The following is a 25,920-nucleotide window of genomic DNA, read 5'->3' on the forward strand; positions in this document are numbered from 1 at the left end:
TCTAGAAGATCAGATAGACGGCGCAGGCCAGCACGAACCCGACCACCGACTCCAGCGCCTGCTGCACGGTCCAGGTCATCAGCGTGGTCTTGACGTCCATGCCCAGCAGACGCCCCACCAGCCAGAAACCGGAGTCGTTGACGTGGCCGGCGAAGACCGAGCCGGCGGCGGTGGCGAGCGTGATCGCAACGATCTGCATGGCGGAAAAGTCGCCACCGGCAACGGCCGGGGCCATCAAACCGGCGGCGGTGACCAGCGCCACGGTGGCGGAACCCTGCGCCAGGCGCATGACCACGGCGACGAGATAGGCGGCAGCGATGACCGGCAGGCCCAGGTCGCTCATCGAATCGGACAGCGCGTCGCCGATCCCCGAAGCCTGCAGTACGCCGCCGAACATGCCGCCGGCGCCGGTGATCAGGACCACCGAGCAGATCGGGCCCAGCGAGGAGTCGACGATCTTCTCCAGCGCGCTACCGCCTTCGCCGCGGCGGCTGCCCAGCACGTAGATTGCCACCAGCACCGAGATCAGCAGCGCGATCGGCGTTTCGCCCAGCGAGGAGAGGAACTGGAACCAGGTGGCATCGCTGTCGACTACGCCGGCGGCGCGGGCGAAATCCAGTCCGGTGTTGAGAAAGATCAGGGCCAACGGCAGCAGCAGCAGTGAAATGACCGTGCCCACGCTGGGCGGGTTCTCGATCTCGTCGTTGTCCTGGCCGCCGAACAGGCTCACTTCCAGCTTGAAGTCGAAGCGACTGGCCGCAAAACGTCCCCACAGATAACCGGAGAGATACCACATCGGGAAGGCGATGATGATCCCGACCAGCAGCACCAGACCCAGATTGGCGCCATAGAGCTCGGTCGCGGTGACAGGGCCGGGGTGAGGCGGTACGAAAACGTGCATCACCGAAAACGCCGCCGCGGCCGGCAGCGCATAGAGCAGTACCGGGCCACCCAGGCGCTTCGCCACGGCGAAGATGATCGGCAGCATCACGATCAGGCCGGCATCGAAGAAGATCGGAAAGCCCATGATCAGCGAGGCGAGGCCCAGCGCGAAGGGCGCTCGCGCCTCACCGAACAGCGATACCATCCGCTCGGCCAGCACCTGGGCACCGCCGGAGTGTTCCACCAGCTTGCCCAGCATCGCGCCGAAACCGACCAGCAGCGCCACCGAGCCCAGTGTGCCGGCGAAGCTGTCGGTCATGGTATCGACGATGGCGCCCGCGGGAATGCCGGTGGCGAACGCGGTCAGCAGGCTGACCAGCACCAGCGTCGGAAAGGCGTGTAGATGAAAGCGGATGATCAAGACCAGCAGCAGGGCGATCGCGGCGGCGGCGATGCCCAGCAGGGGTCCTGCCGTCAGAGTTTGTGTCCAGTCGTCCATGTGGCTTTCTCCCGGGAATGATCGGTGCGCTGCCACGGTCGCACAGCGTGATATATCTGAAAATACGACATTGGTTTGTGTGCCGAGCGCTGTCATTCGATTTCTGGCGCCGACACCGACTTGAATGCTGCCAGAAGTGGCCGAGCCTGGATCGATCGAGGGTGGCGTCATTCGTGCCGCTTTTTTTACGACCCGTCATTTCAGCACGCGATGATCCGAACGATGCGATTTGATCAATGCTCGGACTCGACCAACACTGACGGAGCCACCTTCATCGTCGGACAGCCAATCATGTATCGCCAATTTTTTTATCTTCTGACGGCTGCGTTGATCGCGGCCACTCTGGTCATCGGCGTGTTCTGGCACGCTTTCCTGTGGCTACTCATTCTATGGGTGCCGCTGACGCTCGTCGGCTGGCGCGATCTGAGTTCGCCCCACAACGTGCTCTACAACTATCCGCTGATCGGCCATCTTCGCTATATGCTCGAGTTCGTTCGCCCGGAGCTGCGTCAGTATTTTTTCGAGTCCGAAACCAGTGGCAGGCCGTTTTCCCGCGAACAGCGCAACCTGATCAATGCGCGAGCCGACGGCAGCGGAGATACCTCGCCGTTCGGCACCATTCGTGACGTCGACGCGGCGGGCTATAACTTTTCCTACCATTCGATACAGCCCGGCAAGGTGCCGGACGAGGCACGCTGGATCACCATCGGCGGGCCGCAGTGCGCGCGGCCCTATCGCTCGTCACGTCTCAATATTTCGGCGATGAGCTTCGGTGCACTCTCCGGCAAGGCCATCGAGGCGATGAATCTGGGTGCCAGGCAGGGCGGATTCGCCCACGATACCGGCGAAGGCGCGATCAGCCCCTATCACGAGAAACACGGCGGCGACCTGATCTGGGAGCTGGGCACGGGCTATTTCGGCTGCCGTCATGAAAACGGCCGTTTCGATGCCGAGACATTTCAGGAGAAGGCGCGGCGCGATCAGGTCAAGATGGTCGAGATCAAGATCTCCCAGGGCGCCAAGCCCTCGCATGGCGGGTTGCTGCCGGGCGCCAAGGTCAACCGGGAGATCGCCAGCACGCGCCAGATCGAAATGGGCCAGGACTGCGAATCGCCGCCGTCGCATCCGGAGTTTTCCACCCCGCGAGAGCTGATGGCGTTCGTCGTTCGGCTACGTGAACTGAGCGACGGCAAACCTGTCGGGATCAAGCTCTGCCTGGGTAAACGCAGCGAATTCCTGAGCATCTGCAAGGCGATGGTCGAGACCGGCACGCTGGTCGATTTTATCGTCATCGATGGCGCCGAAGGTGGCACTGGCGCGGCGCCGCAGGAGTTCTCGGATAGTCTCGGGGTGTTCATCGACGAAGCACTCCCGTTTGTCGACAACGCCCTGCGCGGGGCCGGCCTGCGGGAAAAGGTTCGCCTGATCGCTAGCGGCAAGGTCGCGCTGGGCTACGACATGGTGACCAAGGTCGCGCTGGGTGCCGACATGTGCAACGCCGCGCGGCCGTTCATGTTTGCGGTCGGCTGCATTCAGGCGCGGCGCTGCCATACTAACAAGTGCCCGACCGGGGTGGCGACGCAGGATCCCAAGCGCTCGCGGGCGATCAACGTGCCGGAGAAGGCCGAGCGCGTGGCCCGCTATCACCAGGCCACGCTGGGCGGTTTCGCGGCGATGACCGGCGCCATGGGACTGTCGCATTTCGACGAGCTGACGCCGAACCACATTCGTCATCGCAGCGCCTACGCCCCCGCCAGGGGTTACGCCGAGTTCGAGCTGCCAAGGCTCGAGGCGGGACAGTTGCTGGGTGATGAGGTGCCTGAGGCCTGGCAGGCGGAGTGGCAGGCCTCGGCAGTGGATCGGTTCTAGGTATCCGCCTCAGATATCAGATTCAGGTATCAACGCCAGGTAAAGTCTGGGCAAAGACGTATTACCGGGCCGTGCTAGGCTCGATGACAAACATCCTTTCTTTAGAGGCATCGCATGTTTCATTTCCCCGCCTATCGCTATCAATCCGCCGATTCCGATGCTGGCGAAGCCAGCAGTGGTGATCGTACCAACGTTGATCACACGGACGGCGATCCTCATCGCTGGCTGGAAGCGGTCGATAGCGCCGAGTCGCTGGCCTGGGTCGAGGATCAGAACCGACGCACGCTCGAGAGCTTCGAAGACGCCGATTTCGCCACGTTGCAGACGGGGTTGCGCGAGATTCTCGACGCCGACGATCGCATCCCGTTCGTGGTCAAGCGCGGCGAGCATTACTACAACTTCTGGCAGGACGCCGAGCATCCGCGCGGTCTGTGGCGTCGCACCAGGTGGGAATCCTACCTTCAGGCACGGCCCGATTGGGAAGTGCTGATCGATGTCGATGCGCTCAATGTCTCGGAAAACGAGAACTGGGTCTGGCACGGCGCCGATTGTCTCGAACCGGAAAAGCCGGGTGGCCCCTGGGAGCGGGCGCTGGTGTCGCTCTCTCGCGGCGGCGCGGATGCCGATGTCACCCGCGAGTTCGACCTGATCGCCAAGCGCTGGATCGGGGTCGACGGTGACGGCGAGGCCGGCTTCGAGCGTCCGGAAGCCAAGGGTGGCATGAGCTGGATCGACCGCGACACGCTGTTCGTCTACACCGATTTCGGTACCACGGACTCGGGTGAAAGCGCTTTGACCAGTTCTGGCTACCCCCGCCTGGTCAAGCGCTGGCGGCGGGGCGAGCCGATGGCGGCGGCAGAGACGATCTTCGAGGCCGCCGAACAGGACCTGATGGCGCTGGCGTTTCACGACAGCACTCGCGGCTTCGAGCGCGATTTCATCCATCACGCACTGGCATTCTACGAGCAGCGTCTGATCGAACTTTTGCCCGACGGCGAGGCGTTTCCCATCGAGGTGCCGCTGTCGGCCCAGGCGGTGGTGCATCGGGAGTGGCTGCTGGTGCATCTGCGCGACGACTGGCAGCTCGAAGAAAACGATCTGAACTTCCCAAGCGGCGCGCTGCTGGCGATTGACTACGCGTCGTTCAAGCGTGGCGAACGCGGTTTCACCACGCTGTTCACGCCGGATGCGCACCGCTCGCTGGAAGGATTCGAGTGGACCCGAAACTATCTGGTGCTGGACGTTCTCGAAGACGTCAAACATCGGCTGCAGGTGCTGATACCGGGTCAGGGCGCCGACTGGTCACCGCGGCCGATCCCGGGCCTGCCCACGGCGGGCGAAATCGGGGTCGCGGCGTTGGACGATGAAGAGAGTGACGAGGTTTTTCTGATCGTCACCGACTATCTCACCCCCACCACGCTGGCGCGGATGGATCTCGCCGCGGTGGATCGAGCGCCGGATACGATCAAGCGGGCGCCGAGCTTCTTCGAGACCGACGGCATGCAGGTGACGCAGCGTTTTGCCACCAGCGCCGACGGCACGCAGGTTCCCTACTTTCTGGTGCTGCCGGCCGGCATGGAAGCGGGAAAACCGCCCCAGCCGCTGCCGACGCTGCTTTACGGCTACGGCGGCTTCGAGATTTCGCTGACGCCTCACTACATCGCCGGGGCCGGGCGCAGCTGGCTCACACGTGGCGGCGCCTATGTGGTCGCCAATATCCGGGGCGGTGGCGAGTATGGCCCACGCTGGCATCGTGCCGCGCTCAAGGGCGAGCGCCACAAGGCGTTCGAGGATTTCGCCGCCGTCGCCGAAGATCTGGTCGCGGCCGGCATTACCACCCCGCAACGGCTGGGTATCCAGGGCGGTTCCAACGGCGGTCTGCTGGTCGGCAACATGATCACGCGCTATCCGGCTCACTTCGCCGCGGCGGTATGTGAAGTGCCGCTGCTCGACATGCAGCGTTATCACCAGCTGCTGGCGGGCGCCTCGTGGATGGCTGAATACGGCGATCCGGACAGCGACGACTGGGAACACTTCCTCAAGGACTACTCGCCCTATCACAACCTGCGCGAGGGCGTGGACTATCCTTCGGTGCTGTTCACCACCTCGACCCGCGACGACCGGGTCCATCCCGGCCACGCCCGCAAGATGATGGCACGCATGGAAGCGATGAAGGCGGGCGACGTCTATTATTTTGAGAATACCGAAGGCGGCCACGGCGGCGCGGCGGACAACGCCCAGCGGGCGAAGTTGAGCGCGCTGGCGTGGCGCTTCCTGTGGGATCGGTTGAGTGCAGCCCCCGACGCCGGCTGAGACCTTTCGTTTTCAGGATTTCAGGATTTCAGGGTTTCAGGGTTTCGTGAGCTAGCCAGCGATCTTTTCCTGTACGCCAAGGCGATACCAGTGGACGGCGTTGTCGTGCAGGATCGCCTGGCGCGCGTCCGGCGCGGCATCGGCAATGGCCTGCTCGACCATGGCGAGCCAGGTCGCATAGCTGACATTGAGGCCGGTGACCGGGAAGTTGCTGGCGAAAAGGCAGCGCTCGGCACCGAAGAGTTCTATGGCCTCGGCGAGCACCGCGATATTCTTCTGCTCATCCCAGGCGGCCATGGGGCTTCCCAGCTCCGAGAGCTTGACCGCGACATTGGGGTTCTCAGCCAGGATACGCATGCCCTCGCGCCAGCGCGTCAACCCCTGCTCACTGCGATCCCAGGGCAGGCCGGTGTGGTTAAGAATCACGCGCAGGTTCGGGGTGGCTTCCAGCACTCTGGCGGCGTCCGCAAGGTGCCAGGCCGGCACTCGCAGATCCCAGGACAGGTCGCGTTCCTCCAACAGACGAAGCCCGCGGGTCCAGTCGGTGTCCTGTAGCGAGCCCGGCGCGCCAAGCGTGCTGTCATATCCCTCGGGTCTGGCCGCCGTCACCGGCTTGGCACGCACGCCGCGCAACAATGGAGAGCGCATCTGGCGTTCGAGCTGGGTTTCACAGGCCGGATCGGCGAATGCCGCCCAGCCGACCAGCGCCACGGGCAGTCCGTGCTCCTCGGCCAGCTGCGTTAGCCAACGGGTTTCCACCTCGGGGGCCTGGCGTGCCGACTCGGCCTCGCAATGCACGGTGCCCGCCAGGCGATAGCCTGATGGGATCAGCGCCCGGATATCCGCCGGCAGAAAGGGCTGACGGATCCGCGCGTAATCGCCGAGGAAGAAGTGATCGTCGATCTCATCCTCGAGCCACGGATAGTGCACGCTGGCATCCAGCGCCCAGAAGTGGTGATGGCAATCGATCAGAAGCTGTTCGTTCATCGAAATGACCTCAGTTTGCCAGCCAGTACAGCGGCACGGTGATGATCTGCGGGAACGCCACGAACAGCAGCAACAGCACGACATAGGCCATGACGAAGGGCAGCACGCCCGTGACTGCCTTCTCGAACTTGATCTGCCCCACGCTGGCGATCACATTGAGCACGTTGCCCACCGGTGGCGTGATCAGGCCGATGGCGCAATTGAGGACGAACATGATGCCGAAATAGACCGGGTCGATACCGGCGATCTGAACGATCGGCATCAGGATCGGGGTCAGTACCAGAATGGTCGGCGTCAGATCCATCACCATGCCGACGACCAGCACGATAGCCATGATGGCGAGCATCAGCAGGCGCGGATTATCGGCCAGCGGTGCCAGCAGATCGGCCACCATCATCGGGAGCTGGGCAATGCTGATCAGCCACGAGGCCACGCTGGCCGCCGCGACCAGGAACATCACCACGGCGGTATTGCGGGCGGCCTGCACCAGCACCTCATAAAGCCCGGCGAGGTCGAGCTCTCGATAGATCAGTGTGGACACCAGCATGGCGTAGACGGCCGCCACGACGCCGGCTTCGGTGGGCGTGAAAATGCCGGTCTTGATACCGCCAATGATGATCACCGGCAGCAGCATGGCCCAGAAACTCTTGCGCAGCGCGCTCAGCCGCTCGGCACCAGTGGCCTTCGCGGCTACCACCAGCTCCTCCTTGCGAGTGATGAACAGCCACATCAACACCAGGGTCACACCCATGATCAGCCCCGGCACGATGCCTGCCAGGAACAGCTTGCTGATCGAGATGCTGCCCGCGACCCCGATGATGATCAGCGGGATCGATGGCGGGATGATCGGTGCGATGATGCCCCCCGCCGCCATCAGCCCGGCCGATCGACCCTGGGGGTAACCGGCTTGACGCATCATCGGCAACAGCATGGAACCCAGCGCCGCGGTATCGGCGACGGCCGAGCCGGATAGACTGGCCATGACGATGGCGGCGAAGATCGCCACGAAGCCGAGTCCGCCCTTGCGATGCCCCACCAGGCTCATCGCCAGCAGCACGATACGCTTCGACAGCCCGCCACGCGACATGACTTCGCCGGCGACCAGGAAGAATGGAATCGCCAGTAGCGTGTAGCTATCGGCGCCGTTGACCAGGTTCTGGGCCAGAATCTGCGAATCGAATAGCCCCAGATGCAGCATCAGCACCACGGCGCTGACCAGCAGGGCGAAGGCAATCGGGAGGCTGAGGCCAATCGAGGCCAGCAGCGACGCCAGGAACAGACCAATCGTCATGAGATTTCCTCCCTGCTATTCGGCACCGACTGTAAACGCGTGGGTGTCAGCAACCGCAAGACCAGGATCAGCGCCATCAGGACGCCGGCAACCAGTGCGGCAAGATAGAAAACGCCGACGGGAATGCCACTGATCGGCGATAGATCGCTCCAGTTGAGCCGCGTCTGGGCGTAGCTGCCCTTGATCAACATCAGGCAGCAACCCAACATCGCCAGCGTCACCAGACGCTGCAGCACGCCCTGAATCTTTTGCGGCAGGCGGTCGGAGAAGGTCGTTACTCGGAGATGTTCATGGCGCATCAAGCCCACCACCGTGCCAAGGAAGATGACCCACACGAACAGAAACCGGGACAGCTCGACGCTGACCGAGATGCCGCTGTCGAAGCCATAGCGCAGTACGACATTGGTGAAAACCAGCGCAATCATCGCCACCAGTGCCAATACCATGAGCAGATTGAGCGTCAGCTCGGCAAGGCGCGATAGGCGGCAAAGCGTCGTCTGGAGCGATCCCTGTGACGGTTGAGCCATGGTATGCGGTCTGGACATGAAGGTTCTTCCTGAGGACGGAAAAAACGGATTTCCGGGCGCGGTGTCCCGATGCGCCCCCGGCACGGCAACCGGGGGCTTCGGTCTACTCCGTTGCAGGCCGAGCGGCCTTGATGGCCTCGATCAGCTCGGGGCCGTATTTTTCTTCGAAAGTGGCCTGCACGGGGCCGGCGACAATGTCACGCATCGAAGCACGATCCGGCTCTTCGATGATCTGCATGCCCTGCTGCTTGAGAAATTCGAGATCGCCGGCCAGGCCTTTGGCGGCTTCTTTACGCTCGAATTGAGCGGAATCGACGGCCGCCGTCACCAATAGCTGCTGCTGTTCTGGACTCAGGCTCTCGAACTTGGCCTTGTTCATGACCAGAGGCGCCGCGGTGTAGGCATGTGCCGTCAGCGACAGGTAGTCCTGAACTTCATAGAATTTAGCCGAACGGATCAGGCTGACCGGGTTTTCCTGACCATCTACTGTGCGCGTTTCCAGAGCCGTGAAAAGCTCGGTGAACGGCATCGGTGTGGGGTTGGCCCCCAACGCTTCGAAGGCCGCGATATGCGCGGGATTGGGCGTGGTTCGCAGCTTCAACCCCTTGATGTCGGCCGCGGTTTTTACCGGATGCCGGGAGTTTGTCAGGTTGCGAAAGCCGATCTCCCAGAACGCCAGCCCCTTGAGATCGTGCTCCCCGAGCTTGGCGAGCAACGATTGACCGATCTCCCCGTCCAGTACGGCATAGGCCTGCGCGTAGTTGTCGAACAGAAACGGCAGATCGAGTACGTTGAGTTCGCCAACCAGCCCGGTGTAGTACGGGTTGCCGGTGAGCACGATATCGATCTGGCCGCCGCGTGCACTGGCCACCAGCGCGGTGTCACTGCCCAACTGGCCGCTGGGGAAGACACGTATCTTCAGTTCACCGTCGCTGCGTTCTTCGACGAGCTTGGCAAAGTGTTCCGCGGCAAGGTTCTGGACGTCCGCCACCGGCTGGGTGTGGGCGAAATTCAGCGTGGTAGCGGCGTGAGCGTCGGCAATAGGTACGAGAAGCACCGCCGTGGCCAGCAGGGTAGCGAGAAGAGGGTGCGACGTTGAGCTCTGGGCAGTCATGCGGCGATCTCCGAGTGAAGGCATCCATCTGTCTGGGGCTAATCAACGCCCCCGGGCACTGGAGTGAAGCAGGTGCGTTGAAGCCCAGTACCCTGAAGAAGAGATCGGCTTCGGACCGCGAAGCGCTTCCATGCCGCGACCGAGCGCGGGACAACGGCCGCCGAGTCGAGTGACAGAGACGCCAAAGGCCGTTTTCCGTCAATCAGTCGATACTCTTCAAGAAGGAGATTGCGCCTAATGACTCAATGTATACATTATACGTTGGTCGGCTCGCCGCCATTTCCGGCCTAGCCATTAGTCCTGCCCGTGACTCGAAGATCATGCGCCGGGTTGCCCAGGGCTTGCCGCCGAGGGGGCGACGTCTGAAACCGTCTGGGCGCATCCGGCGCATCCGGCGCATCCGGCGCGTCTCCGCTGGCCCGGTTTCGCTAGACCCCTACAGGTGAGAGGTGAGCTGCGTCATACTGCGGCTCATTAACCCCTCTTTCTGGAAAACCCGATCAATGAGCCAAGGCACGTCTAAGACCGGCACGGTAAAGCTGGGCGTGGTGATGGATCCCATCGCCGATATTACCTACAAGAAGGACACCTCCCTGACGTTGCTGTGGGCAGCGGAAGCCCTGGGCTGGTCGCTCTACTACCTCGAGCAGGAAGACCTCTATCTGTACGAGGGACGCGCGATGGGTAGCGTGCGCGCGCTCAAGGTGCATCGTGACCCGCAGCACTGGTACGACCTGGGCGAGCGCGAGGCGATGCCGTTGGGCGAGCTCGATGTGATCCTGATGCGCAAGGACCCGCCGGTCGATAGCCACTTCCTCAATGCCGTACACCTGCTGGCGTTTGCCGAGCGCGAGGGCACGCTGGTGGTCAATCCGACCCGGGCGCTGTTCGAGTGCAACGAGAAGCTGTTTGCGCAGCAGTTCGCCCACTGTATTCCGCCCACGGTGGTGTCGTGTCGCGACGCGGTGCTGCGCGCGTTCCAGGCCGAGCATGGCGATACGATCTTCAAGCCGCTGGATGGCATGGGCGGGACCGGCATCTTTCATATCGGCCCCGAGGGTCGCAATCTCGGCGCGGTGATCGAGCAGCTCACCGAACGTGGCCAGCGCCAGATCATGGCTCAGCGCTATCTGCCGGAGATCAAGGATGGCGACACGCGCATCTTGCTGGTCGACGGCGAACCCGTGCCTTACGGGCTGGCGCGCATTCCCAGCGCCGGCGAGACGCGCGGCAACCTGGCCGCCGGTGGGCGTGGCGTTTCCCGCGAGCTGACCGATCGCGACTACTGGCTGGTCGAGCAGGTGCAGCCGATGATCCGCGAGAAAGGGCTCTTGTTCGTCGGCCTCGACGTGATCGGCGATTACATCACCGAGATCAACGTCACCAGCCCCACCTGCGTGCGCGAGATCGACGATCAACGCGGCACGGACATTGCCGGTCAGTTGATGGCGGCGATCGCCAAACGGTTGAAGTCGCAGGGCTGAAGTCACAGGGCTGAAGTTATAGCGCTGGGCCAATTGCGCTGATCAAAGGTCACTTGGCAGAAGTGATACAATGAGCCTATTTCCTCTACGGCTGGCGGTTCACGTTCGATGGCGGGACCGCAGCGCGATGTCCGATGGAGTCTTATGCCAACGATCAGGCCAACGCCCCCGATGCAGAGCCTCAAGCACTACTTCCTGATGGCGATGCCGCATATGGAAGATCCCAACTTCGCGGGAACGCTGACGTATCTCTGCGATCACGATGACGACGGCACCCTGGGTGTCGTCGTCAATCGCCCCTCCGATCTGACTCTGGACGGGCTGTTCGAGCAGCTCGATATCGAGTCCGAATCCGGCCCTCACAACGACGTGCTGGTCTACAACGGCGGACCGACCTATCGCGACCGTGGATTCATCCTGCATCGCGGTAATGCCGAAGAGTGGGACTCCAGCATCCAGGTCACCGAGGGCATTGCGCTGACCACCTCGGTGGACATACTGCAGGCGATCGCCCAGCGACGCGGCCCCGAACAGTACCTGGTGACGTTGGGGTGCGCGGGCTGGAAGACCGGGCAGCTCGAGGATGAGCTCAAGCAGAACACCTGGCTGATTTCCGAAGGCGACGCCGGCATCCTGTTCGACCGTCCGCCGGAGCAACGCCTGAGCGCGGCCGCGGGCATTCTCGGGGTCGATCTCAACCTGATGACCCGCGACGCCGGTCACGCCTGATGCCGTCGGCAGCGGGCGATAGAATCGGCCAGCGCCTGGTGATGGCGTTCGACTACGGCACGCGTCGCATCGGTGTCTCGGTCGGCAATGAGATGCTGCGCTCGGCCAGCGGTCTGGAGCCGCTGACCGCCCGCGACGGCATCCCCGACTGGGTCAAAGTCGAGAATCTGCTGAAGGAGTGGCAGCCGGATCTGCTGGTGGTCGGGCTACCGATCCACGACGACGGTAGCGAGTCCGACATGAGCGTGCGGGCGCGCAAGTTCGGCAATCGCCTGCACGGTCGTTTCGGCAAGCCCGTCGAGATGTTCGACGAGCGCGGGACCACCCGCGCCGCCAAACTGATCGCCCGGGAGCAGGGCCACAAGGGTAACTACCGTGACCACGGCGTCGACGGTATTGCTGCCCAGCTGATTCTCGAGAACTGGTTCAACCAGTAGCCGGACAAACGGGGCGTGACTCCGCTCCCTGCCCCACGACTGCCTCTCCCCGAAGATGGTCTTTTCCAGACGTTGATCCCTCCTACAAGATGACCTCAGGCGTCGATATGCAGTTCCGGCGTTGGGCGGCGGAAGCCACGGGTCAGCCACAGCAGCCAGCCCAATCCCACCAATAGCCATAGCGAGCCGAGCGTGATCGCTCTGTCGTCGAGGCTGAACAGCAGCCACACGATCGCGCCGAGGCCGATCGCCGGGCAGATCAGGAAGCGCAGGGTATCGCCCGGACCACGGCGCCCGCCCTTGAGATAGTAATGAAAGATCACCGACAGGTTGACCAGAGCAAAGGCCAGGAACGCGCCGAAGTTGATGAACGAGGCCGCTGAGAGTACATCCATCGTCAGCGCCAGCAGCGCTACCACGGCGCTCAGGATCAGCCCGCCCAGCGGTGTTCCATGACGACCCAGGCGACCCAGCCAGCGGCGCGGCAACACGTCGTCGCGGCCCATGGCGTAGATCAGTCGGGCGCCGCTGGCCTGGGCGGCGATGCCGGAGGCGAACTGGCCGACGACCAGACCGATCAGGAAGATCGACACGAACACATCGCCACCGATGTTTCGCGCGATCGTATAGGCGGCGGCGTCCGGGTTGGCGAAGTCGAAGCCTGGTGCCGCGAGCTGCACACAGTAGGAAACGACGACGAAGATCAGCCCGCCCAGCAGCGTGATCAGCAGGATCGCCCGGGGCAGGGTGCGCTGCGGGTCCCGGGTCTCCTCGGTCAGCGTGGTCACTGCATCGAAACCGAGAAACGAGTAGCAGGCCACGGCGGCACCGGCCATGAGAAACGGCATCGAGCTGTTGTCTGCGCCCAGGAACGGCGCCAGGGTGAACAGGGGCTGATTCGGGTCGCCCAGAATGTAGTGCACGCTGAGGCCGACGAAGGCGACCAGCACCAGCAGTTGGATCAGCATCATGGCGCTGTTGATGAGACTTGCGAGCTTCAGGCCGAGCACGTTGATCACCGTGGTCACGCCGATGAACGCGAGTAGCCACAGCGCCGTCGGGACGGCCGGAAAGGCGGAATTCAGATAGGCCGCCCCGATTAGCCAGATCACCATCGGCAGGAACAGGTAATCGAGCAGAATCGCCCAGCCGGCCAGAAAGCCCAGCCGATCATCGATGGCATGACGAACGTAGGCATAGGCCGAACCGGCCACCGGGTAGGCGGCGGCCATGCGGCCATAACTATGGGCGGTGAACAGCATGGCGATCAGCGCGGCGAGATAGGCGCCCGCCACTGCGCCCTGGGTGACCACCGCCAGCACGCCGAAAGTGCCCAGCACGATGATCGGGGTCATGTAGGCCAGGCCGAATAGCACGACCTGGGACAGGGTGAGGGTCTTCTTCATTTCCGACATTGTCGTTTCCTGTTGTGGTTGTTTTACGAATTCTGGTTATTGCGATTAGGGATGGCTATTGCGACTCAGTGTGGTTGTTACGGCTAGCCGGGATCGTTGCGACGGGTTGTCGCCGTTGGATGAAATAATCGAGTTCGAACGGCGTTCAGCCGAAATACCAGCTGTGCCGTGGGCCTTGGGTTTCGAGGTGGCCCTGGAGATTCAGACGCCGATCCTCGAGGTAGTGATAATCCCGCTTGATGCGGGTCAATCGATCGGCCTCCAGAGACAGCGACTGGACCGTCTCTTCGCGACCGGCCCGGAACAGCGGCTCGCCATCGGGGCCGATCAACGCGCTCTCGCCGGCGAAGACGAGACCTGCGCCCTCGCCAACGCGATTGCTCATGGCCAGGAAGCACTGGTTTTCCTGGGCTCTGGCCTCGGCAGCGCGGGCATGGACGGGACCGTAGGGGTCCATGTTGCCGTTGGTCACCACCAGCAGGTCGGCCCCCATGGCAGCCAGCGCGCGAGCGGGTTCCGGGAATTCCAGGTCGTAACAGATCAGCAGACCGATACATCGGCCGCGCCATTCGAGACAATGGAGTGCATCGCCGGGTCTAACCAGCGCGCGTTCGTCCGGCCACAGATGGGTCTTGCGATAGCGCAGGGCGATGCCGTCTTCGGGTGTGATCAGCACGGTGGTGTTGAATACCGTCTCGCCATCCCGCTCCAGCAGGCCGATGGCGATCGCCAGATCGCGCTCGCGACTGGCTTCGATCAGGGCCTCGAGTTCCGGCCCGTCGAGGGTCAGGGCGCGGTCGAACACGTGCCCGGATTCGGCAAAGCCGCTCAGATGCGTTTCGGGGAAGACGACCAGCTCGGTACCGCCATCGACGGCATGAACGATGTCGAGCGCTCGAGCGAGGTTGTGCGCGATATCGCCTTCGCGGCTGGCGAGTTGTGCCAGGACAAGCTGCATGGAACACTCCGAAAAGTTGTGATTGGAACGGGAGTCGGCCACCTCCAGTATCCCCAATCCCGCGCCATTGCCTATCCCGCAAGCGGGGTAACCCGATCGGGGGGCGTGGCCTGACGTCAAGTCGTGTCGCCAAGGCGTTTCTGTGAAGTGTCTTGAGATGTCGTAAAAGAGAGAGGAAGAGACGATGGTCCATCGATCCGGTCCGGAGACGCGCGCCATTCAGACGCGATCGGTCGAGATGACGCCGCTGGAGAGCCTGGACTGGCACCGTACCTTCGGACAGCTGGCGGACAATGTGGATCGTGCCGGCTTCTGGCTGGCGCTCGTTCGGCGGTTGGCGACGGAAGTGCATTTCGACACCTGGGTCGCGCTGGTCTTCGATCGCCAGCAGCCACCCCGTATTCTCGCCGAGAGCGACGAGGATGACGGCGCCGACGACGCGCTGTTTCAGGACTACCAGCGTGGCCTGTATCTGCTCGATCCGTTCTACATCGATGCCTGCGAGCGCCGCCGCTGTGGCCTGTTCACGCTGGCGGAAGTGGCGCCTCAGCATTTCATCCGCACCGAGTACTATCAGCGCTATTTTCAGCGCAATATCGTCGCCGATGAAATCCACTTCAATCAGACGCTGGATGACCGTCGAACGTTATGTCTGTCGCTGGGTTCGACCCGAGCTTTTTCCCGGCAGGCGCTGGGCAGTCTCGCCCTGATGCAGCCATGGGTGCTGGCGCTGGTGCGGTTGCGGATGCATTTCGAGCCGGAAGGTGATGGCGATGCCGGGCCGCATCCCTGGCACCCGCAGCCGGACAGGACGCTCGAGTTCGACGCCCGCTACGCGTTGACCGAGCGCGAACGCGAGGTCAGCCAGTTGATGCTGGGCGGCAGTTCGACCAAGGAGATCGCCCGTCGCCTGGCGATCTCGGTCGAGACGGTGCGCGCCCACAAGAAGCATCTCTACGCCAAGCTGGGGGTCAATTCCCAGTCGGAGCTGTTTTCGCTGTTCTGGCAGGCGCGCCGTTAGGCTTGCCTCAAAAGTGCTGCGCTTGTCCATGCGGCGTTAAAAATGAGCTCGTGCGCGAGTCCGATCAAAGTACTCATTTACAACCCGTAAACTCCGCCTTCTCGCTCATTTTCGCCTTGCCTGGCCATCGCTCGCCAACTTTTCAGGCGAAGCCTAAGCCCTGGAAGCTGGCGTCGTCGACACCGAAGCTCGGCGGCACGAACCAGCCCACGTCGCGCTGATCCTTCTCCACCAGATCCTCCACCTGCAGTAGATGCGCGAAGATCGCCATACGCATGGGGATGCCGTTGTCGGTCTGGCGGAAGATCGCCAGTCGCGGGTCGCCGTTGAGGTCGATGCTGAGGTCGTTGGCGCCGGGGCGGCTGTCTCGCGGCAGCGGGTGCATCACGATCGTGGTCGGCGAGCAGCGGCGATCGAGAAAACTGCGATCGACGACGAAGTCCGAGGTCAGTTCGGCGAAGCTTTCGGACATCTCGGCCGTAAACCGCTCGCGCTGGATGCGGGTGGCGTAGATCACGTCCACATCGTCGAAGCTTTCGGCCAGATTGGGTCGGGTTTCGATGCGGTGCCCGCGCGAGGCGACCAGATCGATCAGGTGATGGGGCATCTCCAGTCCCGGCGGCGATACCAGCGTGATCCGCAGCGGTTCGTAGAGCGACAGCAGCTTGATCAGCGAGTGCACCGTGCGGCCGTATCTCAGGTCACCGGTCAGCAGCAGGTGCGCGCCCGCCAGCGGTTTGCCCAGCCGGGCGAACTCCTTGGTGATGGTGTAGACGTCCAGCAGCGCCTGGCTCGGATGCTCGCCGGGGCCGTCGCCGCCGTTGATTACCGGCACCTGGGTGGCCTCGGCAAACTCCGCCACCGACCCCTGCTCGGGGTGGCGCATGACGATGGCATCGACATAGCCGCCCATCACCCGACTGGTGTCGTAGAGCGATTCGCCCTTGGCCATCGACGAAAAGGTGAAACCGGTAGTGTCGCAGACGCTGCCGCCGAGCCGGCAGAAGGCCGCGTTGAAGCTGATTCGGGTTCGGGTGCTGGCCTCGAAGAACAGATTGCCGAGCACGGCGCCTTCGAGCACGCGAGTCACCTTGCGGCGCTGGGCGATCGGCTCCATGCGCTCGGCAATGCGGATCAGGTGGTCGACGGCATCACGGGAGAGCGAGTCGACGGAGAGCAGGTGCGCAGGCATCACGAAACCTCGTTGGCGGCAGATGGCGGATATCGTTCGGGCCGAGCGTAGCGATCGATCAGGCTTCGCTAGCTGGCCCGGGCGCTAGTGTAGCGCCGTGCGCCGCTGGCTTCACGCCCTCCGCACGAAGGTAGCCATCGCCGACGAGTGGCAGTCGATTCAGCTTTACTGACTTGAGTTAAAAGTTAAAACAGCGGTTTGGACAAAACCTGCAAGCTTTCTAAGCTCAGGGAGCGCGGGGGAAATCCATTGGAGGATTCCTCGGCTGCAAACGTTGTCTTGTTCGATAGACACGGTTTCATTCGATTCCATTCAGGAGGGAGCCAAGATGTCAGAATCGCATTTTCCCCCACAGCATCAGAGTCATCAGCCGGGCGAAGAGCACGATATGCGGCCCGAGCCGGAGTTCATCCGCGATGACTATCGCGGCTCCGACAAGCTCAAGGGCAAGGTGGCATTGATTACCGGTGGCGACAGCGGTATCGGCCGCGCCGTGGCAGTGCACTACGCCCGCGAAGGGGCCGACTGCGCCGTGGTCTATCTCGATGAAGATCGTGATGCGGAAGACACCCAGGCGCTGGTCGAAGCCGAGGGTCAGCGCTGCCTGCTGCTCAAGGGCGACATCGTCGACTCCACTTTTTGCCGGGAAGCCGTCGAGCGCACGCGCAGCGAACTCGGCGGGCTCAACATTCTGGTCAACAACGCTGCCGAGCAGCATGACTGGGACGACGTGACGCAAATCACCGACGAGCAGCTGCAGCGCACCTTCGCCACCAACATCTTCAGCCATTTCTATTTCGTGCGTGAAGCCCTGCCGCATATGGCTGCTGGCGACACCATCATCGCGACCTCGTCAGTCAATGCCTTCAAGGGCAACGCCACGCTGATCGATTACTCGTCGACCAAGGGAGCGATTCAAGGGCTGGTGCGCTCGCTGGCGCAGTCACTGGTAGATCGCGATATTCGGGTCAATGCGGTGGCGCCGGGGCCGGTCTGGACGCCGTTGATTCCGGCCAGCTTCGATGACGAGAAGGTCGAGGGCTTCGGTGGCCAGGTGCCGATGAAGCGCGCCGGCCAGCCCAGCGAGATGGGCCCGGCCTACGTCTATCTGGCCAGTCAGGAGTCTTCCTACATGACCGGCCAGACGATTCACCTCAACGGCGGCGTGATCCTGAATACCTAACCGAAAAGTGCCTGCACTCGACGACTTTTCGGGCCCAATGACTAGGTCGGCGGCTCGGTGGGCGTCTTGCCGCCGATCTTGGCGGTGATCTCGCGGGCCGTCTCTGCCACCAGTGCGGCCAGTTCGGGCAGGCGGGAGTCATCGATACGCGCGACCGGTCCGGAAACGGAGATGGCGGCCAGCGGCAGGCCGCTTTCGTCGTGGAGCGTGGCCGCGACGCAGTTGAGGCCGATGGCATGCTCCTCGCGATCGACGGCGTAACCCTGACGCCGAATCTCGATCAGCTGCTCGCGCAACCTGTCGACATTGGTCAGCGTATTGGGCGTTTCACCCTCTAGCGTGCGCCCGGCCACGATCTGTTCGAACTCCTGAGGCGGCGTCCATGCCAGCAGTGCCTTGCCGACACCGGAGGCGTGAAGCGGCGCTCGTGACCCGAGACGGGTGATCATGCGCATCATCTGTTTGGATTCGCTCTGCGCGAGATACACCACCATGCCGTCGTCGCGGATACCCAGATTGGCGGTTTCGCCGCTGGTGGCGGTGAGTCGGCGCAGGAACGGACGGGCGGTGGCGACGAAATCCCGGGCTTCGAGGAAACTGTTGCCGATGCGGAAGGTCTTGACGTCGATCTTCCACAGACCGCTTTCGACGTTCTGGGTGATGAACCCCTGCTGGAACAGCGCCTGGAGCAAGCGGTGCGTGGTCGAAGGCGCCAGTTCGACGTCTTCGGCGATATCCGAAAGCGCCAGCCCGTCGGGGGCTGCCGCCAGACCTTCCAGAATGGTCAGGCCCCTGACCAGAGATTGACTGTGCCCGCCGCTGCTTTTGGTGTCACCGGCCGGTCGGCCCACTGCTCGGCGTTTTTCACTCGCCCGATTCCGCTCGGGTTCACTCGCCCGCTGCCGCTCGGGTTCACTCGCCCGATTCCGCTGCTGTTCAGTCGCCCGATTCCGCTCTTTGTCCGTCACCCGTCGCCGCTCTCGTGTCCGCCCATATCAGTCGATCAGGATAACCGCTCGATTCGATGGTGTCTGTGCGCTAGCGGCTACGACTTTCGGCCGCGCGATGCTCCAGGCGTAGCAGTGCAATCCGGTGGATCTGCTCGATGGCGATGCGGCGTTCTTCTTCCGGCGTGTGGTGAAGGCGCGTCTCGAACGCGGCCAGGATCGCGTGGCGGTCGAGCCCGCGCACGGCAATCACGAACGGAAAGTCGAAACGCTCGCGATAGGCCGCATTGAGCCGCTCGAAGCGTGCGAATTCCTCCGGCGTGCATTGATCGAGCCCGGCGCCGGCCTGCTCGCTGCGGGAATCCTGCGTCAGCTCGCCGCCGACCGCCGCCTTGCCGGCCAGATCGGGATGGGCGCGAATCAGCGTCAGCTGAGCGTCGGCTGAGGCCGCATCGACCTGCTGACGTAGCCGCTCGGCCAAGCCGGCGGGCGTATCCTGCGCCTCATCGAGGCCGAGATCCCAGCTCTGCGCCGCGATCCAGGGCGAGTGTTCGTAGATATCGCCGTAGCTGGCGGTGAAGTCGTCGCGGCCCAACTGGCTGGGCCTGGGAGAGAGAAGCGCTAGGGGCATGAGGACTCCGGTTGACCTTCGTATACAAACGCAATTGAATGAGGCTAACGCTTGGTGCGCTCGGCAATCCACTATTTCGAGCCCCTTGTGCCCGTCATTCGAGTGAGGCCATCATGAGCGATTCTCCGCAAGGTTATCTGACCACACACGTGCTGGACACGGCGCGCGGTCGCCCTGCCAGCGATCTACGTGTCGAACTCTATCGGCTGGAAGGCGGTACCCGTCTGAAGCTGATCGATGTCATTACCAACGCCGATGGCCGATGCGACGCTCCGCTGCTCGAGGGCGCGGACTTCACGGCGGGCGTCTACGAGTTGCTATTTCACGCCGGTGATTATTTGCGGGCAGGTCACACATCCGGCTTACGTGCCAGCCACACCGCCGAGGGACATTTTCTCGATCGGATTCCGCTGCGGTTCACGGTCGATGCACCCGGCGAGCATTATCACGTACCGCTTCTCCTTTCTCCCTTCAGTTACTCGACATACCGAGGCAGTTGATGGCGGCCATCCTGAGCTGTCATCTCCTGGGCCGGCGTATACAATCGTTCGATCGATTGGCTTCAAGACGCACGCTGGGGGAAGCGAACGACAATGGCGAAAAGCGCGAACACAGCGACAACGCAAGATGAAGGGCAAAGCACAAAGGTGAGCGGACGCAGTCGGGGCGCGGGCAAGGCCGGCGACGGCGCCGAGCGCCATGAAGCGATCTATCAGCAGATTCGCGAGGCGATCGTCGAGCACCGCCTCACGCCTGGTGCACGACTGCGCGAAGACGCGATGGCGGAGGTGTTCGGTGTCAGCCGCACCGGCATTCGCAAGATACTCCAGCGTCTGGCGTTGGAGTATCTGGTGACGCTGACGCCACGTCGGGGGGCCAGTGTCAGTCGGCCGAGCATCGACGAAGCACGCGATGTGTTCGCCGCACGCCAGCTCGTCGAGTGCCAGTTGATGCCGTGGGTTGCCCGCCGAATGAAGCCGGCCGACGCCAAGGCGTTGCGCGCGCTGGCAACGAGCGAACGCCAGGCGCTGCGAGCCGGCGAGCAGAGCCGGGCGATTCAGCTTTCCGCCCAGTTCCATCAGCGCCTGGCCGAGCTCTCCGGCAACACGCCGCTGGCGGAATTCATTGAACGCCTCTGCTCGCGATCGTCACTGATTCTGGCGGTCTATGGATCTTCGGGTCATCTGGGCTGCGAATCTCACGATCACGACGAAATGATCACGTTGCTGGAAACCGGCAAGGAGGAACGTGCGGTGGCTTTCATGCAGCGCCACCTCAAGGCGATCGAGGCGTCGCTGTCGATTGAAGAAAGCACCGATGAAGCGCCGGACTTGAGAGCGATCTTCGGCTAATGCTCTGGCGAGATTCGACTACTTGCCCCAGTCGGCGAAGCGGCCGCTGAACGGCTTGGGTCGCGGAAAGGCAAGATCGCCGTGCTTGCTGGTGCCCAGGCCCAACGACACCAATGACTCGGCCAGTTTCACCGCGGCGCTGACGCCTTCGATCACCGGCATTTGCAGGTCATGACTCAGGCGCTCGGTGAGGTCGGCCATGCCGCCGCAGCCCAGCACGATGGTGCCAATGTTGTCCTCATCCCGCGCTCGTTGACACTCTTCCAATAGCCCCTGATAAGCGTTGCCGGCGGGATTTTCCAGCTCCAGCACCGGTAGGTCGGTGGTTCGCACTCGGCGGCAATGGTGGCTGAACCCGTACTGTTCGAGCAAATGCTCGGCGATGATCGCGGTGCGTGAAAGCGTCGTGACCACCGAGAAACGCGTGCTGATCAGCGTCGCTATATGAAAGCCGGCCTCGGCGATGCCGACGACCGGGGCGCGGGTCAGTTCGCGGGCGGCGAGCAGGCCCGGGTCGCCGAAGCAGGCGATGACGTAGGCATCCATGCCGAGCGCTTCGCCGCGGCGTATCTCCTCCAGCACGCCAACCGCACTGATCGCCTCGTCGAAGTGGCTTTCGATCGAGACCGGCCCGCTATCCGGTTGGCTGACATGAATTCGCGTGCTTTTGGCGGCCACCCGATTGGCGCAGGCACCGATCTTGTCGGTCATGCTGACGGTCGTGTTGGGATTGATGACGTGGATCTGCATGGCATGCCACCTTGGCGAGGCGAGAAAATCGCGGTAGGTTTATTTTGTCCACAAAAATAACCGACTTTGAATACAATATCGACAGTAACAGGGAGTGATGCCGCTCCATGGGCATTGCCTGGGATATCACCGTGACGGCGGGGTCGATAACGACCATTTTCACAACGCATATTTCGATACCGGCCAATCCGACAACGTTCATTTCCACGACAGCCATCCCCACAAAAAAGGCGCTGCACATGATCTCTCCTGACTATCCTCGTGATCTGATCGGCTACGGCCGCAACCCACCGCACGCCAAATGGCCGGGACAGGCCCGCGTGGCAGTGCAGTTCGTGCTTAATTATGAAGAGGGCGGTGAGAATAGCGTCCTTCACGGCGATAGCCATTCCGAACAGTTTCTCTCCGAGATCGCCGGTGCCGACGCCTATCCCGACCGCCACCTGAGCATGGAGTCGATCTACGAATACGGCTCCCGGGCCGGGGTATGGCGAGTGCTGCGTGAATTCGAGCGCCGCGGCCTGCCGCTGACTATCTTCGGAGTGGCGATGGCGCTCGAGCGCAACCCGGAAGTCGCCCAGGCGTTCAAGGCGCTCGGGCACGAGATTGCCTGCCACGGTTACCGCTGGATCCATTACCAGAACATGCCGGAAGCCATCGAGCGCGAACATCTCGAACGCGCGCTGGCGATTTTTGAGTCGCTCTATGGGGAGCTGCCACTGGGCTGGTATACCGGAAGAGACAGCCCCAATACCCGGCGTCTGCTGCTCGATCAGGGCGGCTTCCTCTATGACAGCGACTACTACGGCGACGACCTGCCGTTCTGGATGCCGGCCGAGGACAGTCAGGGCAAAACGCATCAGCATCTTGTCGTCCCTTACACGCTGGATACCAACGACATGCGCTTCGCCTCGCCGACCGGTTTCGATCACGGTGAGCCATTCTTCCAGTATCTGCGCGATGCTTTCGATGTGCTTTACGCCGAAGGCGCCGAGACGCCGAAGATGCTGTCGATCGGGTTACATTGCCGGCTGGTCGGTCGCCCCGGGCGTTTCCGGGCGTTGCAGCGTTTTCTCGATTACCTCGAAGCGCATGACCGGGTGTGGATAACTCGGCGTGTGGATATCGCCCGCCACTGGGCGACGACACATCCAGCCTCCTAGCCGGTCGACTCTGCGATCCCTCGGGGCGGAGTTGTGCTCACTTGTGGTGCGAGCGAAGGTCCGATGCACCTGACCCGATGTTTTTCAGCCCTGGCCGTCTCTCGGCCAGGATAGACATTGAGGCTGTAAGGCTCGCTAACCTCCTGAATCACGGCCAATCCGATCGGGTTGGCGTCACGCTTGCTACGTAGGGATGTGAAACAAACGTTTCCTATTCCACAGAGAAGACGCCAATCGTTTCTCTGCCTGCATAACAACGTACAAGCTCTCGTCAGGAGGTATGGCATGTTCGCTTTCGCCAAGAACCGATTCTCTCGCCGGGTCGTGCTGGCACTCTGTTGCACCGTCGTCGCCTGCCTTACCGCCTTGTCGGCACAGGCCAGCGATCTGGAAACCATCGAGCAGCGTGGCACGCTGCGTGTCGCGGTACCGCAGGATTTCCCGCCGTTCGGCTCGGTCGGCACCGATCTCCAGCCGCAGGGTTATGACATCGACATGGCGCATTACCTGGCCGATCAGATGGATGTCGACCTGAAGCTCGTGACCGTCACCAGTGCGAACCGCATCCCGTTCCTGCAGACCGACAAGGTCGACCTGGTGATCTCGAGCCTGGGCAAGAACCCTGAACGTGCCGCGGTGATCGACTTCACCGAAGCCTACGCGCCGTTCTTCCTCGGCGTGTTCGGTACGCCTGAAGCGGATCCGATCGATGAGTCGGCGGGTCTCTCCGGCAAGACCATCGGCGTGACTCGTGGCTCGGTCGAGGACATGGAGCTCTCGGATCTGGCACCGAGCGATACCACCATCCAGCGTTTCGAGGACAACGCGACCACGATCTCCGCATTTCTTTCCGGTCAGGTCTCCTATATCGCCACCGGTAACGTGGTCGCGGCACAGATCGCCGAGCGTAATACCGAGCGAGCGCCAACCATGGTCTTCCAGATCAAGAACTCGCCCTGCTATATCGGTCTGACCCAAGACAACGACGCGCTGAAGGCTCGCGTCGATGCACTGATCGAGCAGGCCAAACAGGATGGCACGCTGGAATCGATGTCGCAGAAGTGGTTCCACACCGCATTGCCCGACGACCTTTCCTCCTGAGCCGGTGACCGTCCATGACGCTGGATTTTTCCACGCTATTACCGTACACGGACGTGATCCTCGAGGGCCTGGTGACGACGCTGTGGCTCACCGTCGTCACCACCGTGGTCGGGATCGCCTTGGCAGTCGTCGTCGCTTATTTCCGCGATAGTGCCAGCGATACAGCGCGCGATGGCAGGCCGAGCCTCGTCGGGCGCCTTCTTGGCGGCTACGTCGAAGTAATCCGCAACACACCATTCATCGTGCAGCTGTTCTTCCTGTTTTTCGGGTTGCCGGCGCTGGGCATCTCGATCAGCGCCCCGGTGGCCGCATTGCTGGCGATGATCCTCAATCTTGGCGCCTACACCGCCGAGATCCTGCGCGCGGGGATCGATTCGACGTTGAAGGGGCAGCATGAAGCCGCGCGGGCGTTGGGGCTTTCCCGCCTGCAGAGCTTTCGACACGTGGTGCTGGTACCGGCCTTCTCGCGGGTTTATCCGTCACTGATCAGCCAGTGCATCATCGTGATGCTGGGCTCGGCGGTGGTATCCCAGATTTCGGTGTTCGATCTGACCTACGCCGCCAACTTCATCCAGTCGCGTAACTTCCGTGGCTTCGAGGTCTATCTGGTGGCGACGGCGATCTATCTGCTGCTGGCGGTGGGTCTGCGTTTGCTGTTCGAGTTCGTCGGGCGCCGCCTGTTCGCTTATCGACAGGGAGGTTCGGCATGACGGATTTCACACTGTGGGACATCGTTCGCAATCTGATGCTGGCGGGACGCTGGACAGTGGTGCTGTCGCTGATCGCCTTTACCGGCGGCGCGATCGTCGGGCTGGTGCTGACGCTGGCGCGCATGGGCGGGCTGAAGCCGATTCGGTGGCTGATCCGGCTCTACGTCGATCTGTTCCAAGGCACGCCGTTGCTGATGCAGTTATTCCTGGCCTATTTCGGCGCCGCCGTGCTGGGCTTCGATGTCTCGGCCTGGACCGCGGCCAGCGTGGCGCTGACGCTGTTCACCAGCGCCTTCCTGTGCGACATCTGGCGCGGCTGCGTCGAGGCGGTACCCAGCGGCCAGTGGCAGGCGTCCCGTGTGCTCGGCTTGAACTACCTGCAGTCGATGCGCCACGTCATTCTGCCCCAGGCTTTGCGCCTGGCCGTACCGCCGACCGTCGGCTTTTCCGTACAGGTCATCAAGGGCACCGCCCTAGCCTCGGTGATCGGCTTCGTCGAACTGACCAAGGCCGGCACCATGCTCAATAACGCGGCTTTCGCCCCCTTCACCATCTTCGCGCTGGTGGCGCTCGGATACTTCATTCTCTGCTATCCGCTGTCGCGCTATGCCCGTCACCTGGAGAAAAAGCTCTATGGCGCTGGTATCCGTTAAAGACCTGCATAAATCCTTCGGAGAGCTGGAGGTACTCAAGGGCATCGACCTGGAGGTCGAGACCGGCGAGGTGGTGGCGATCATCGGTCGTAGTGGCTCGGGCAAGAGCACGCTTTTGCGTTGTCTCAACCAGCTCGAACGTCACGACTGGGGCACGATTCATCTGGCCGGTCAGCGCCTCGACGGCGCGGCGATGTCGCCCGGTGAACTGAGCCAGAACGTCGGCATGGTGTTCCAGAGCTTCAACCTGTTTCCGCACAAGACGGTGATCGAGAACGTGATGCTGGCGCCGGTGGTGGTCAAGCAGACGTCGAAAGCCGCAGCGCGCCGAATCGCCGAGGAAGTGCTCGACAAGGTGGGGATGTTGGAAAAGGTCGATGCCTATCCGGCGCAGCTCTCCGGCGGTCAACAGCAGCGCGTCGCCATCGCCCGAGCGCTGGCGATGAACCCCAAGGTGCTGCTGTGCGACGAGGTGACCTCGGCGCTCGACCCGGAATTGGTTGGCGAGGTGTTGCGCGTGCTCGAGCATCTGGCCGCGGAGGGAATGACGCTGATTCTGGTCACCCATGAAATGAAGTTCGCCCGCGACGTCAGCCATCGCGTGGTGTTCATGCATCAGGGGCGGATTCACGAATCGGGCGATCCGCAGACGCTGTTCAGCCAGCCGAAGACGCCGGAGCTGAGCCAGTTCATTGCGTCCGTGCTTTAGAGT

At 62.6% G+C, this 25,920-nt stretch carries 25 protein-coding genes; 14 read left to right on the forward strand and 11 right to left on the reverse strand.

Annotation, left to right across the window (positions count from 1 at the left end):
- Position 1: 1 nt before the first annotated feature.
- On the reverse strand, positions 2-1,381 hold the full coding sequence (locus DOM27_RS02530; RefSeq protein ID WP_110654476.1) for a GntP family permease: 1,380 nt from the start codon (positions 1,379-1,381) through the stop codon (positions 2-4).
- A gap of 291 nt (positions 1,382-1,672) precedes the next feature.
- On the opposite strand from DOM27_RS02530, the gene DOM27_RS02535 reads away from it, so the two are divergent.
- Complete coding sequence (locus tag DOM27_RS02535) at positions 1,673-3,250, forward strand: FMN-binding glutamate synthase family protein (protein ID WP_110654909.1); 1,578 nt, start codon at positions 1,673-1,675, stop codon at positions 3,248-3,250.
- A 114-nt stretch (positions 3,251-3,364) separates the two neighbouring features.
- A complete protein-coding gene (locus tag DOM27_RS02540; protein WP_110654477.1) occupies positions 3,365-5,563 on the forward strand; it encodes a prolyl oligopeptidase family serine peptidase in 2,199 nt (732 codons plus the stop codon).
- Between the two features lie 51 nt (positions 5,564-5,614).
- On the opposite strand, the gene DOM27_RS02545 is transcribed toward DOM27_RS02540, so the two are convergent.
- The 4 genes from DOM27_RS02545 to DOM27_RS02560 all read right to left on the reverse strand — a co-directional run bounded on the left by DOM27_RS02545 (position 5,615) and on the right by DOM27_RS02560 (position 9,482).
- A complete protein-coding gene (locus DOM27_RS02545) occupies positions 5,615-6,550 on the reverse strand; it encodes an amidohydrolase family protein (RefSeq protein ID WP_110654478.1) in 936 nt (311 codons plus the stop codon).
- Positions 6,551-6,560: 10 nt separating this feature from the next.
- Positions 6,561-7,841, reverse strand: coding sequence for a TRAP transporter large permease subunit (locus tag DOM27_RS02550; protein WP_110654479.1), 1,281 nt, complete (start codon positions 7,839-7,841; stop codon positions 6,561-6,563).
- On the reverse strand, positions 7,838-8,386 hold the full coding sequence (locus tag DOM27_RS02555; protein ID WP_223162260.1) for a TRAP transporter small permease: 549 nt from the start codon (positions 8,384-8,386) through the stop codon (positions 7,838-7,840). The genes DOM27_RS02550 and DOM27_RS02555 overlap by 4 nt, the downstream gene beginning before the upstream one ends.
- 85 nt (positions 8,387-8,471) lie before the next feature.
- Positions 8,472-9,482, reverse strand: a complete 1,011-nt coding sequence (locus DOM27_RS02560) for a TRAP transporter substrate-binding protein (protein WP_110654480.1) — start codon at positions 9,480-9,482, stop codon at positions 8,472-8,474.
- A 503-nt stretch (positions 9,483-9,985) separates the two neighbouring features.
- Here DOM27_RS02560 and gshB point away from each other — a divergent pair.
- The 3 genes from gshB to ruvX all read left to right on the forward strand — a co-directional run bounded on the left by gshB (position 9,986) and on the right by ruvX (position 12,132).
- Positions 9,986-10,966, forward strand: coding sequence for a glutathione synthase (gshB, locus tag DOM27_RS02565; protein WP_110654481.1), 981 nt, complete (start codon positions 9,986-9,988; stop codon positions 10,964-10,966).
- Between the two features lie 171 nt (positions 10,967-11,137).
- Positions 11,138-11,695 (forward strand): YqgE/AlgH family protein, encoded by a 558-nt coding sequence (locus tag DOM27_RS02570; RefSeq protein ID WP_110654482.1) that lies wholly within the window; start codon positions 11,138-11,140, stop codon positions 11,693-11,695.
- Positions 11,695-12,132 (forward strand): Holliday junction resolvase RuvX, encoded by a 438-nt coding sequence (gene ruvX / locus DOM27_RS02575; protein ID WP_110654483.1) that lies wholly within the window; start codon positions 11,695-11,697, stop codon positions 12,130-12,132. The genes DOM27_RS02570 and ruvX overlap by 1 nt, the downstream gene beginning before the upstream one ends.
- Positions 12,133-12,227: 95 nt before the next feature.
- Here ruvX and DOM27_RS02580 read toward each other — a convergent pair whose 3' ends face one another.
- Together DOM27_RS02580 and DOM27_RS02585 are read right to left on the reverse strand one after the other, a co-directional pair.
- Entirely contained in the window at positions 12,228-13,547 is a 1,320-nt protein-coding gene (locus DOM27_RS02580) for an APC family permease (protein ID WP_110654484.1), read from the reverse strand.
- 145 nt (positions 13,548-13,692) lie between these two features.
- On the reverse strand, positions 13,693-14,505 hold the full coding sequence (locus DOM27_RS02585) for a carbon-nitrogen hydrolase family protein (protein WP_110654485.1): 813 nt from the start codon (positions 14,503-14,505) through the stop codon (positions 13,693-13,695).
- A 184-nt stretch (positions 14,506-14,689) separates the two neighbouring features.
- Here DOM27_RS02585 and DOM27_RS02590 point away from each other — a divergent pair, with 184 nt between their 5' ends.
- Entirely contained in the window at positions 14,690-15,526 is an 837-nt protein-coding gene (locus DOM27_RS02590; RefSeq protein WP_245392559.1) for a response regulator transcription factor, read from the forward strand.
- 142 nt (positions 15,527-15,668) lie between these two features.
- Here DOM27_RS02590 and DOM27_RS02595 read toward each other — a convergent pair whose 3' ends face one another.
- Entirely contained in the window at positions 15,669-16,742 is a 1,074-nt protein-coding gene (locus DOM27_RS02595; protein WP_280952118.1) for an aspartate carbamoyltransferase, read from the reverse strand.
- Between the two features lie 304 nt (positions 16,743-17,046).
- Between DOM27_RS02595 and DOM27_RS02600 the strand changes: the two genes are divergently transcribed.
- The gene (locus DOM27_RS02600; RefSeq protein ID WP_110654487.1) at positions 17,047-17,901 is read left to right on the forward strand and encodes an SDR family oxidoreductase; all 855 of its coding nucleotides are present in this window, start codon (positions 17,047-17,049) and stop codon (positions 17,899-17,901) included.
- Positions 17,902-17,942: 41 nt separating this feature from the next.
- Here DOM27_RS02600 and DOM27_RS02605 read toward each other — a convergent pair whose 3' ends face one another.
- Positions 17,943-18,752 carry an IclR family transcriptional regulator gene (locus DOM27_RS02605; RefSeq protein ID WP_245392585.1) on the reverse strand — a complete coding sequence of 270 codons (810 nt, stop codon included), beginning with the start codon at positions 18,750-18,752 and terminating at the stop codon, positions 17,943-17,945.
- A gap of 187 nt (positions 18,753-18,939) precedes the next feature.
- Complete coding sequence (gene uraD, locus DOM27_RS02610; protein WP_110654489.1) at positions 18,940-19,479, reverse strand: 2-oxo-4-hydroxy-4-carboxy-5-ureidoimidazoline decarboxylase; 540 nt, start codon at positions 19,477-19,479, stop codon at positions 18,940-18,942.
- Positions 19,480-19,592: 113 nt separating this feature from the next.
- Here uraD and uraH point away from each other — a divergent pair, with 113 nt between their 5' ends.
- Positions 19,593-19,979: a hydroxyisourate hydrolase gene (gene uraH / locus DOM27_RS02615; protein WP_110654490.1), complete on the forward strand. Its 387-nt coding sequence runs from the start codon at positions 19,593-19,595 to the stop codon at positions 19,977-19,979.
- 147 nt (positions 19,980-20,126) lie between these two features.
- Entirely contained in the window at positions 20,127-20,831 is a 705-nt protein-coding gene (locus tag DOM27_RS02620; protein ID WP_245392560.1) for a GntR family transcriptional regulator, read from the forward strand.
- A gap of 18 nt (positions 20,832-20,849) precedes the next feature.
- On the opposite strand, the gene DOM27_RS02625 is transcribed toward DOM27_RS02620, so the two are convergent.
- Positions 20,850-21,581 (reverse strand): aspartate/glutamate racemase family protein, encoded by a 732-nt coding sequence (locus tag DOM27_RS02625; RefSeq protein ID WP_110654492.1) that lies wholly within the window; start codon positions 21,579-21,581, stop codon positions 20,850-20,852.
- Positions 21,582-21,820: 239 nt separating this feature from the next.
- On the opposite strand from DOM27_RS02625, the gene puuE reads away from it, so the two are divergent.
- The 5 genes from puuE (at position 21,821) to DOM27_RS02650 (ending at position 25,917) form a co-directional block, all read left to right on the forward strand.
- A complete protein-coding gene (puuE, locus tag DOM27_RS02630) occupies positions 21,821-22,744 on the forward strand; it encodes an allantoinase PuuE (RefSeq protein WP_110654912.1) in 924 nt (307 codons plus the stop codon).
- A gap of 285 nt (positions 22,745-23,029) precedes the next feature.
- Positions 23,030-23,845, forward strand: a complete 816-nt coding sequence (locus tag DOM27_RS02635) for a transporter substrate-binding domain-containing protein (RefSeq protein ID WP_110654493.1) — start codon at positions 23,030-23,032, stop codon at positions 23,843-23,845.
- Positions 23,846-23,859: 14 nt separating this feature from the next.
- Complete coding sequence (locus tag DOM27_RS02640) at positions 23,860-24,555, forward strand: amino acid ABC transporter permease (protein WP_110654494.1); 696 nt, start codon at positions 23,860-23,862, stop codon at positions 24,553-24,555.
- On the forward strand, positions 24,552-25,208 hold the full coding sequence (locus DOM27_RS02645) for an amino acid ABC transporter permease (RefSeq protein WP_110654495.1): 657 nt from the start codon (positions 24,552-24,554) through the stop codon (positions 25,206-25,208). Before DOM27_RS02640 ends, DOM27_RS02645 begins: the two co-directional genes overlap by 4 nt.
- Positions 25,189-25,917, forward strand: coding sequence for an amino acid ABC transporter ATP-binding protein (locus tag DOM27_RS02650; protein WP_110654496.1), 729 nt, complete (start codon positions 25,189-25,191; stop codon positions 25,915-25,917). The genes DOM27_RS02645 and DOM27_RS02650 overlap by 20 nt, the downstream gene beginning before the upstream one ends.
- Positions 25,918-25,920: the final 3 nt, after the last annotated feature.

The sequence above is a fragment of the Salinicola halimionae genome, assembly GCF_003206065.1.
GTDB lineage: Bacteria > Pseudomonadota > Gammaproteobacteria > Pseudomonadales > Halomonadaceae > Salinicola > Salinicola halimionae.

Coding starts and splice junctions, on each gene's coding strand:
- uraD (WP_110654489.1), bottom strand. CDS start 19,479: ATGCCCCTAGCGCTTCTCTCTCCCAGGCCCAGCCAGTTGGGCCGCGAC.
- DOM27_RS02535 (WP_110654909.1), top strand. CDS start 1,673: ATGTATCGCCAATTTTTTTATCTTCTGACGGCTGCGTTGATCGCGGCC.
- DOM27_RS02555 (WP_223162260.1), bottom strand. CDS start 8,386: ATGTCCAGACCGCATACCATGGCTCAACCGTCACAGGGATCGCTCCAG.
- DOM27_RS02580 (WP_110654484.1), bottom strand. CDS start 13,547: ATGTCGGAAATGAAGAAGACCCTCACCCTGTCCCAGGTCGTGCTATTC.
- DOM27_RS02635 (WP_110654493.1), top strand. CDS start 23,030: ATGTTCGCTTTCGCCAAGAACCGATTCTCTCGCCGGGTCGTGCTGGCA.
- DOM27_RS02540 (WP_110654477.1), top strand. CDS start 3,365: ATGTTTCATTTCCCCGCCTATCGCTATCAATCCGCCGATTCCGATGCT.
- DOM27_RS02570 (WP_110654482.1), top strand. CDS start 11,138: ATGCAGAGCCTCAAGCACTACTTCCTGATGGCGATGCCGCATATGGAA.
- DOM27_RS02550 (WP_110654479.1), bottom strand. CDS start 7,841: ATGACGATTGGTCTGTTCCTGGCGTCGCTGCTGGCCTCGATTGGCCTC.
- DOM27_RS02545 (WP_110654478.1), bottom strand. CDS start 6,550: ATGAACGAACAGCTTCTGATCGATTGCCATCACCACTTCTGGGCGCTG.
- DOM27_RS02650 (WP_110654496.1), top strand. CDS start 25,189: ATGGCGCTGGTATCCGTTAAAGACCTGCATAAATCCTTCGGAGAGCTG.
- DOM27_RS02645 (WP_110654495.1), top strand. CDS start 24,552: ATGACGGATTTCACACTGTGGGACATCGTTCGCAATCTGATGCTGGCG.
- DOM27_RS02590 (WP_245392559.1), top strand. CDS start 14,690: ATGGTCCATCGATCCGGTCCGGAGACGCGCGCCATTCAGACGCGATCG.
- ruvX (WP_110654483.1), top strand. CDS start 11,695: ATGCCGTCGGCAGCGGGCGATAGAATCGGCCAGCGCCTGGTGATGGCG.
- DOM27_RS02600 (WP_110654487.1), top strand. CDS start 17,047: ATGTCAGAATCGCATTTTCCCCCACAGCATCAGAGTCATCAGCCGGGC.
- gshB (WP_110654481.1), top strand. CDS start 9,986: ATGAGCCAAGGCACGTCTAAGACCGGCACGGTAAAGCTGGGCGTGGTG.
- puuE (WP_110654912.1), top strand. CDS start 21,821: ATGATCTCTCCTGACTATCCTCGTGATCTGATCGGCTACGGCCGCAAC.
- DOM27_RS02560 (WP_110654480.1), bottom strand. CDS start 9,482: ATGACTGCCCAGAGCTCAACGTCGCACCCTCTTCTCGCTACCCTGCTG.
- DOM27_RS02640 (WP_110654494.1), top strand. CDS start 23,860: ATGACGCTGGATTTTTCCACGCTATTACCGTACACGGACGTGATCCTC.
- DOM27_RS02585 (WP_110654485.1), bottom strand. CDS start 14,505: ATGCAGCTTGTCCTGGCACAACTCGCCAGCCGCGAAGGCGATATCGCG.
- DOM27_RS02530 (WP_110654476.1), bottom strand. CDS start 1,381: ATGGACGACTGGACACAAACTCTGACGGCAGGACCCCTGCTGGGCATC.
- uraH (WP_110654490.1), top strand. CDS start 19,593: ATGAGCGATTCTCCGCAAGGTTATCTGACCACACACGTGCTGGACACG.
- DOM27_RS02625 (WP_110654492.1), bottom strand. CDS start 21,581: ATGCAGATCCACGTCATCAATCCCAACACGACCGTCAGCATGACCGAC.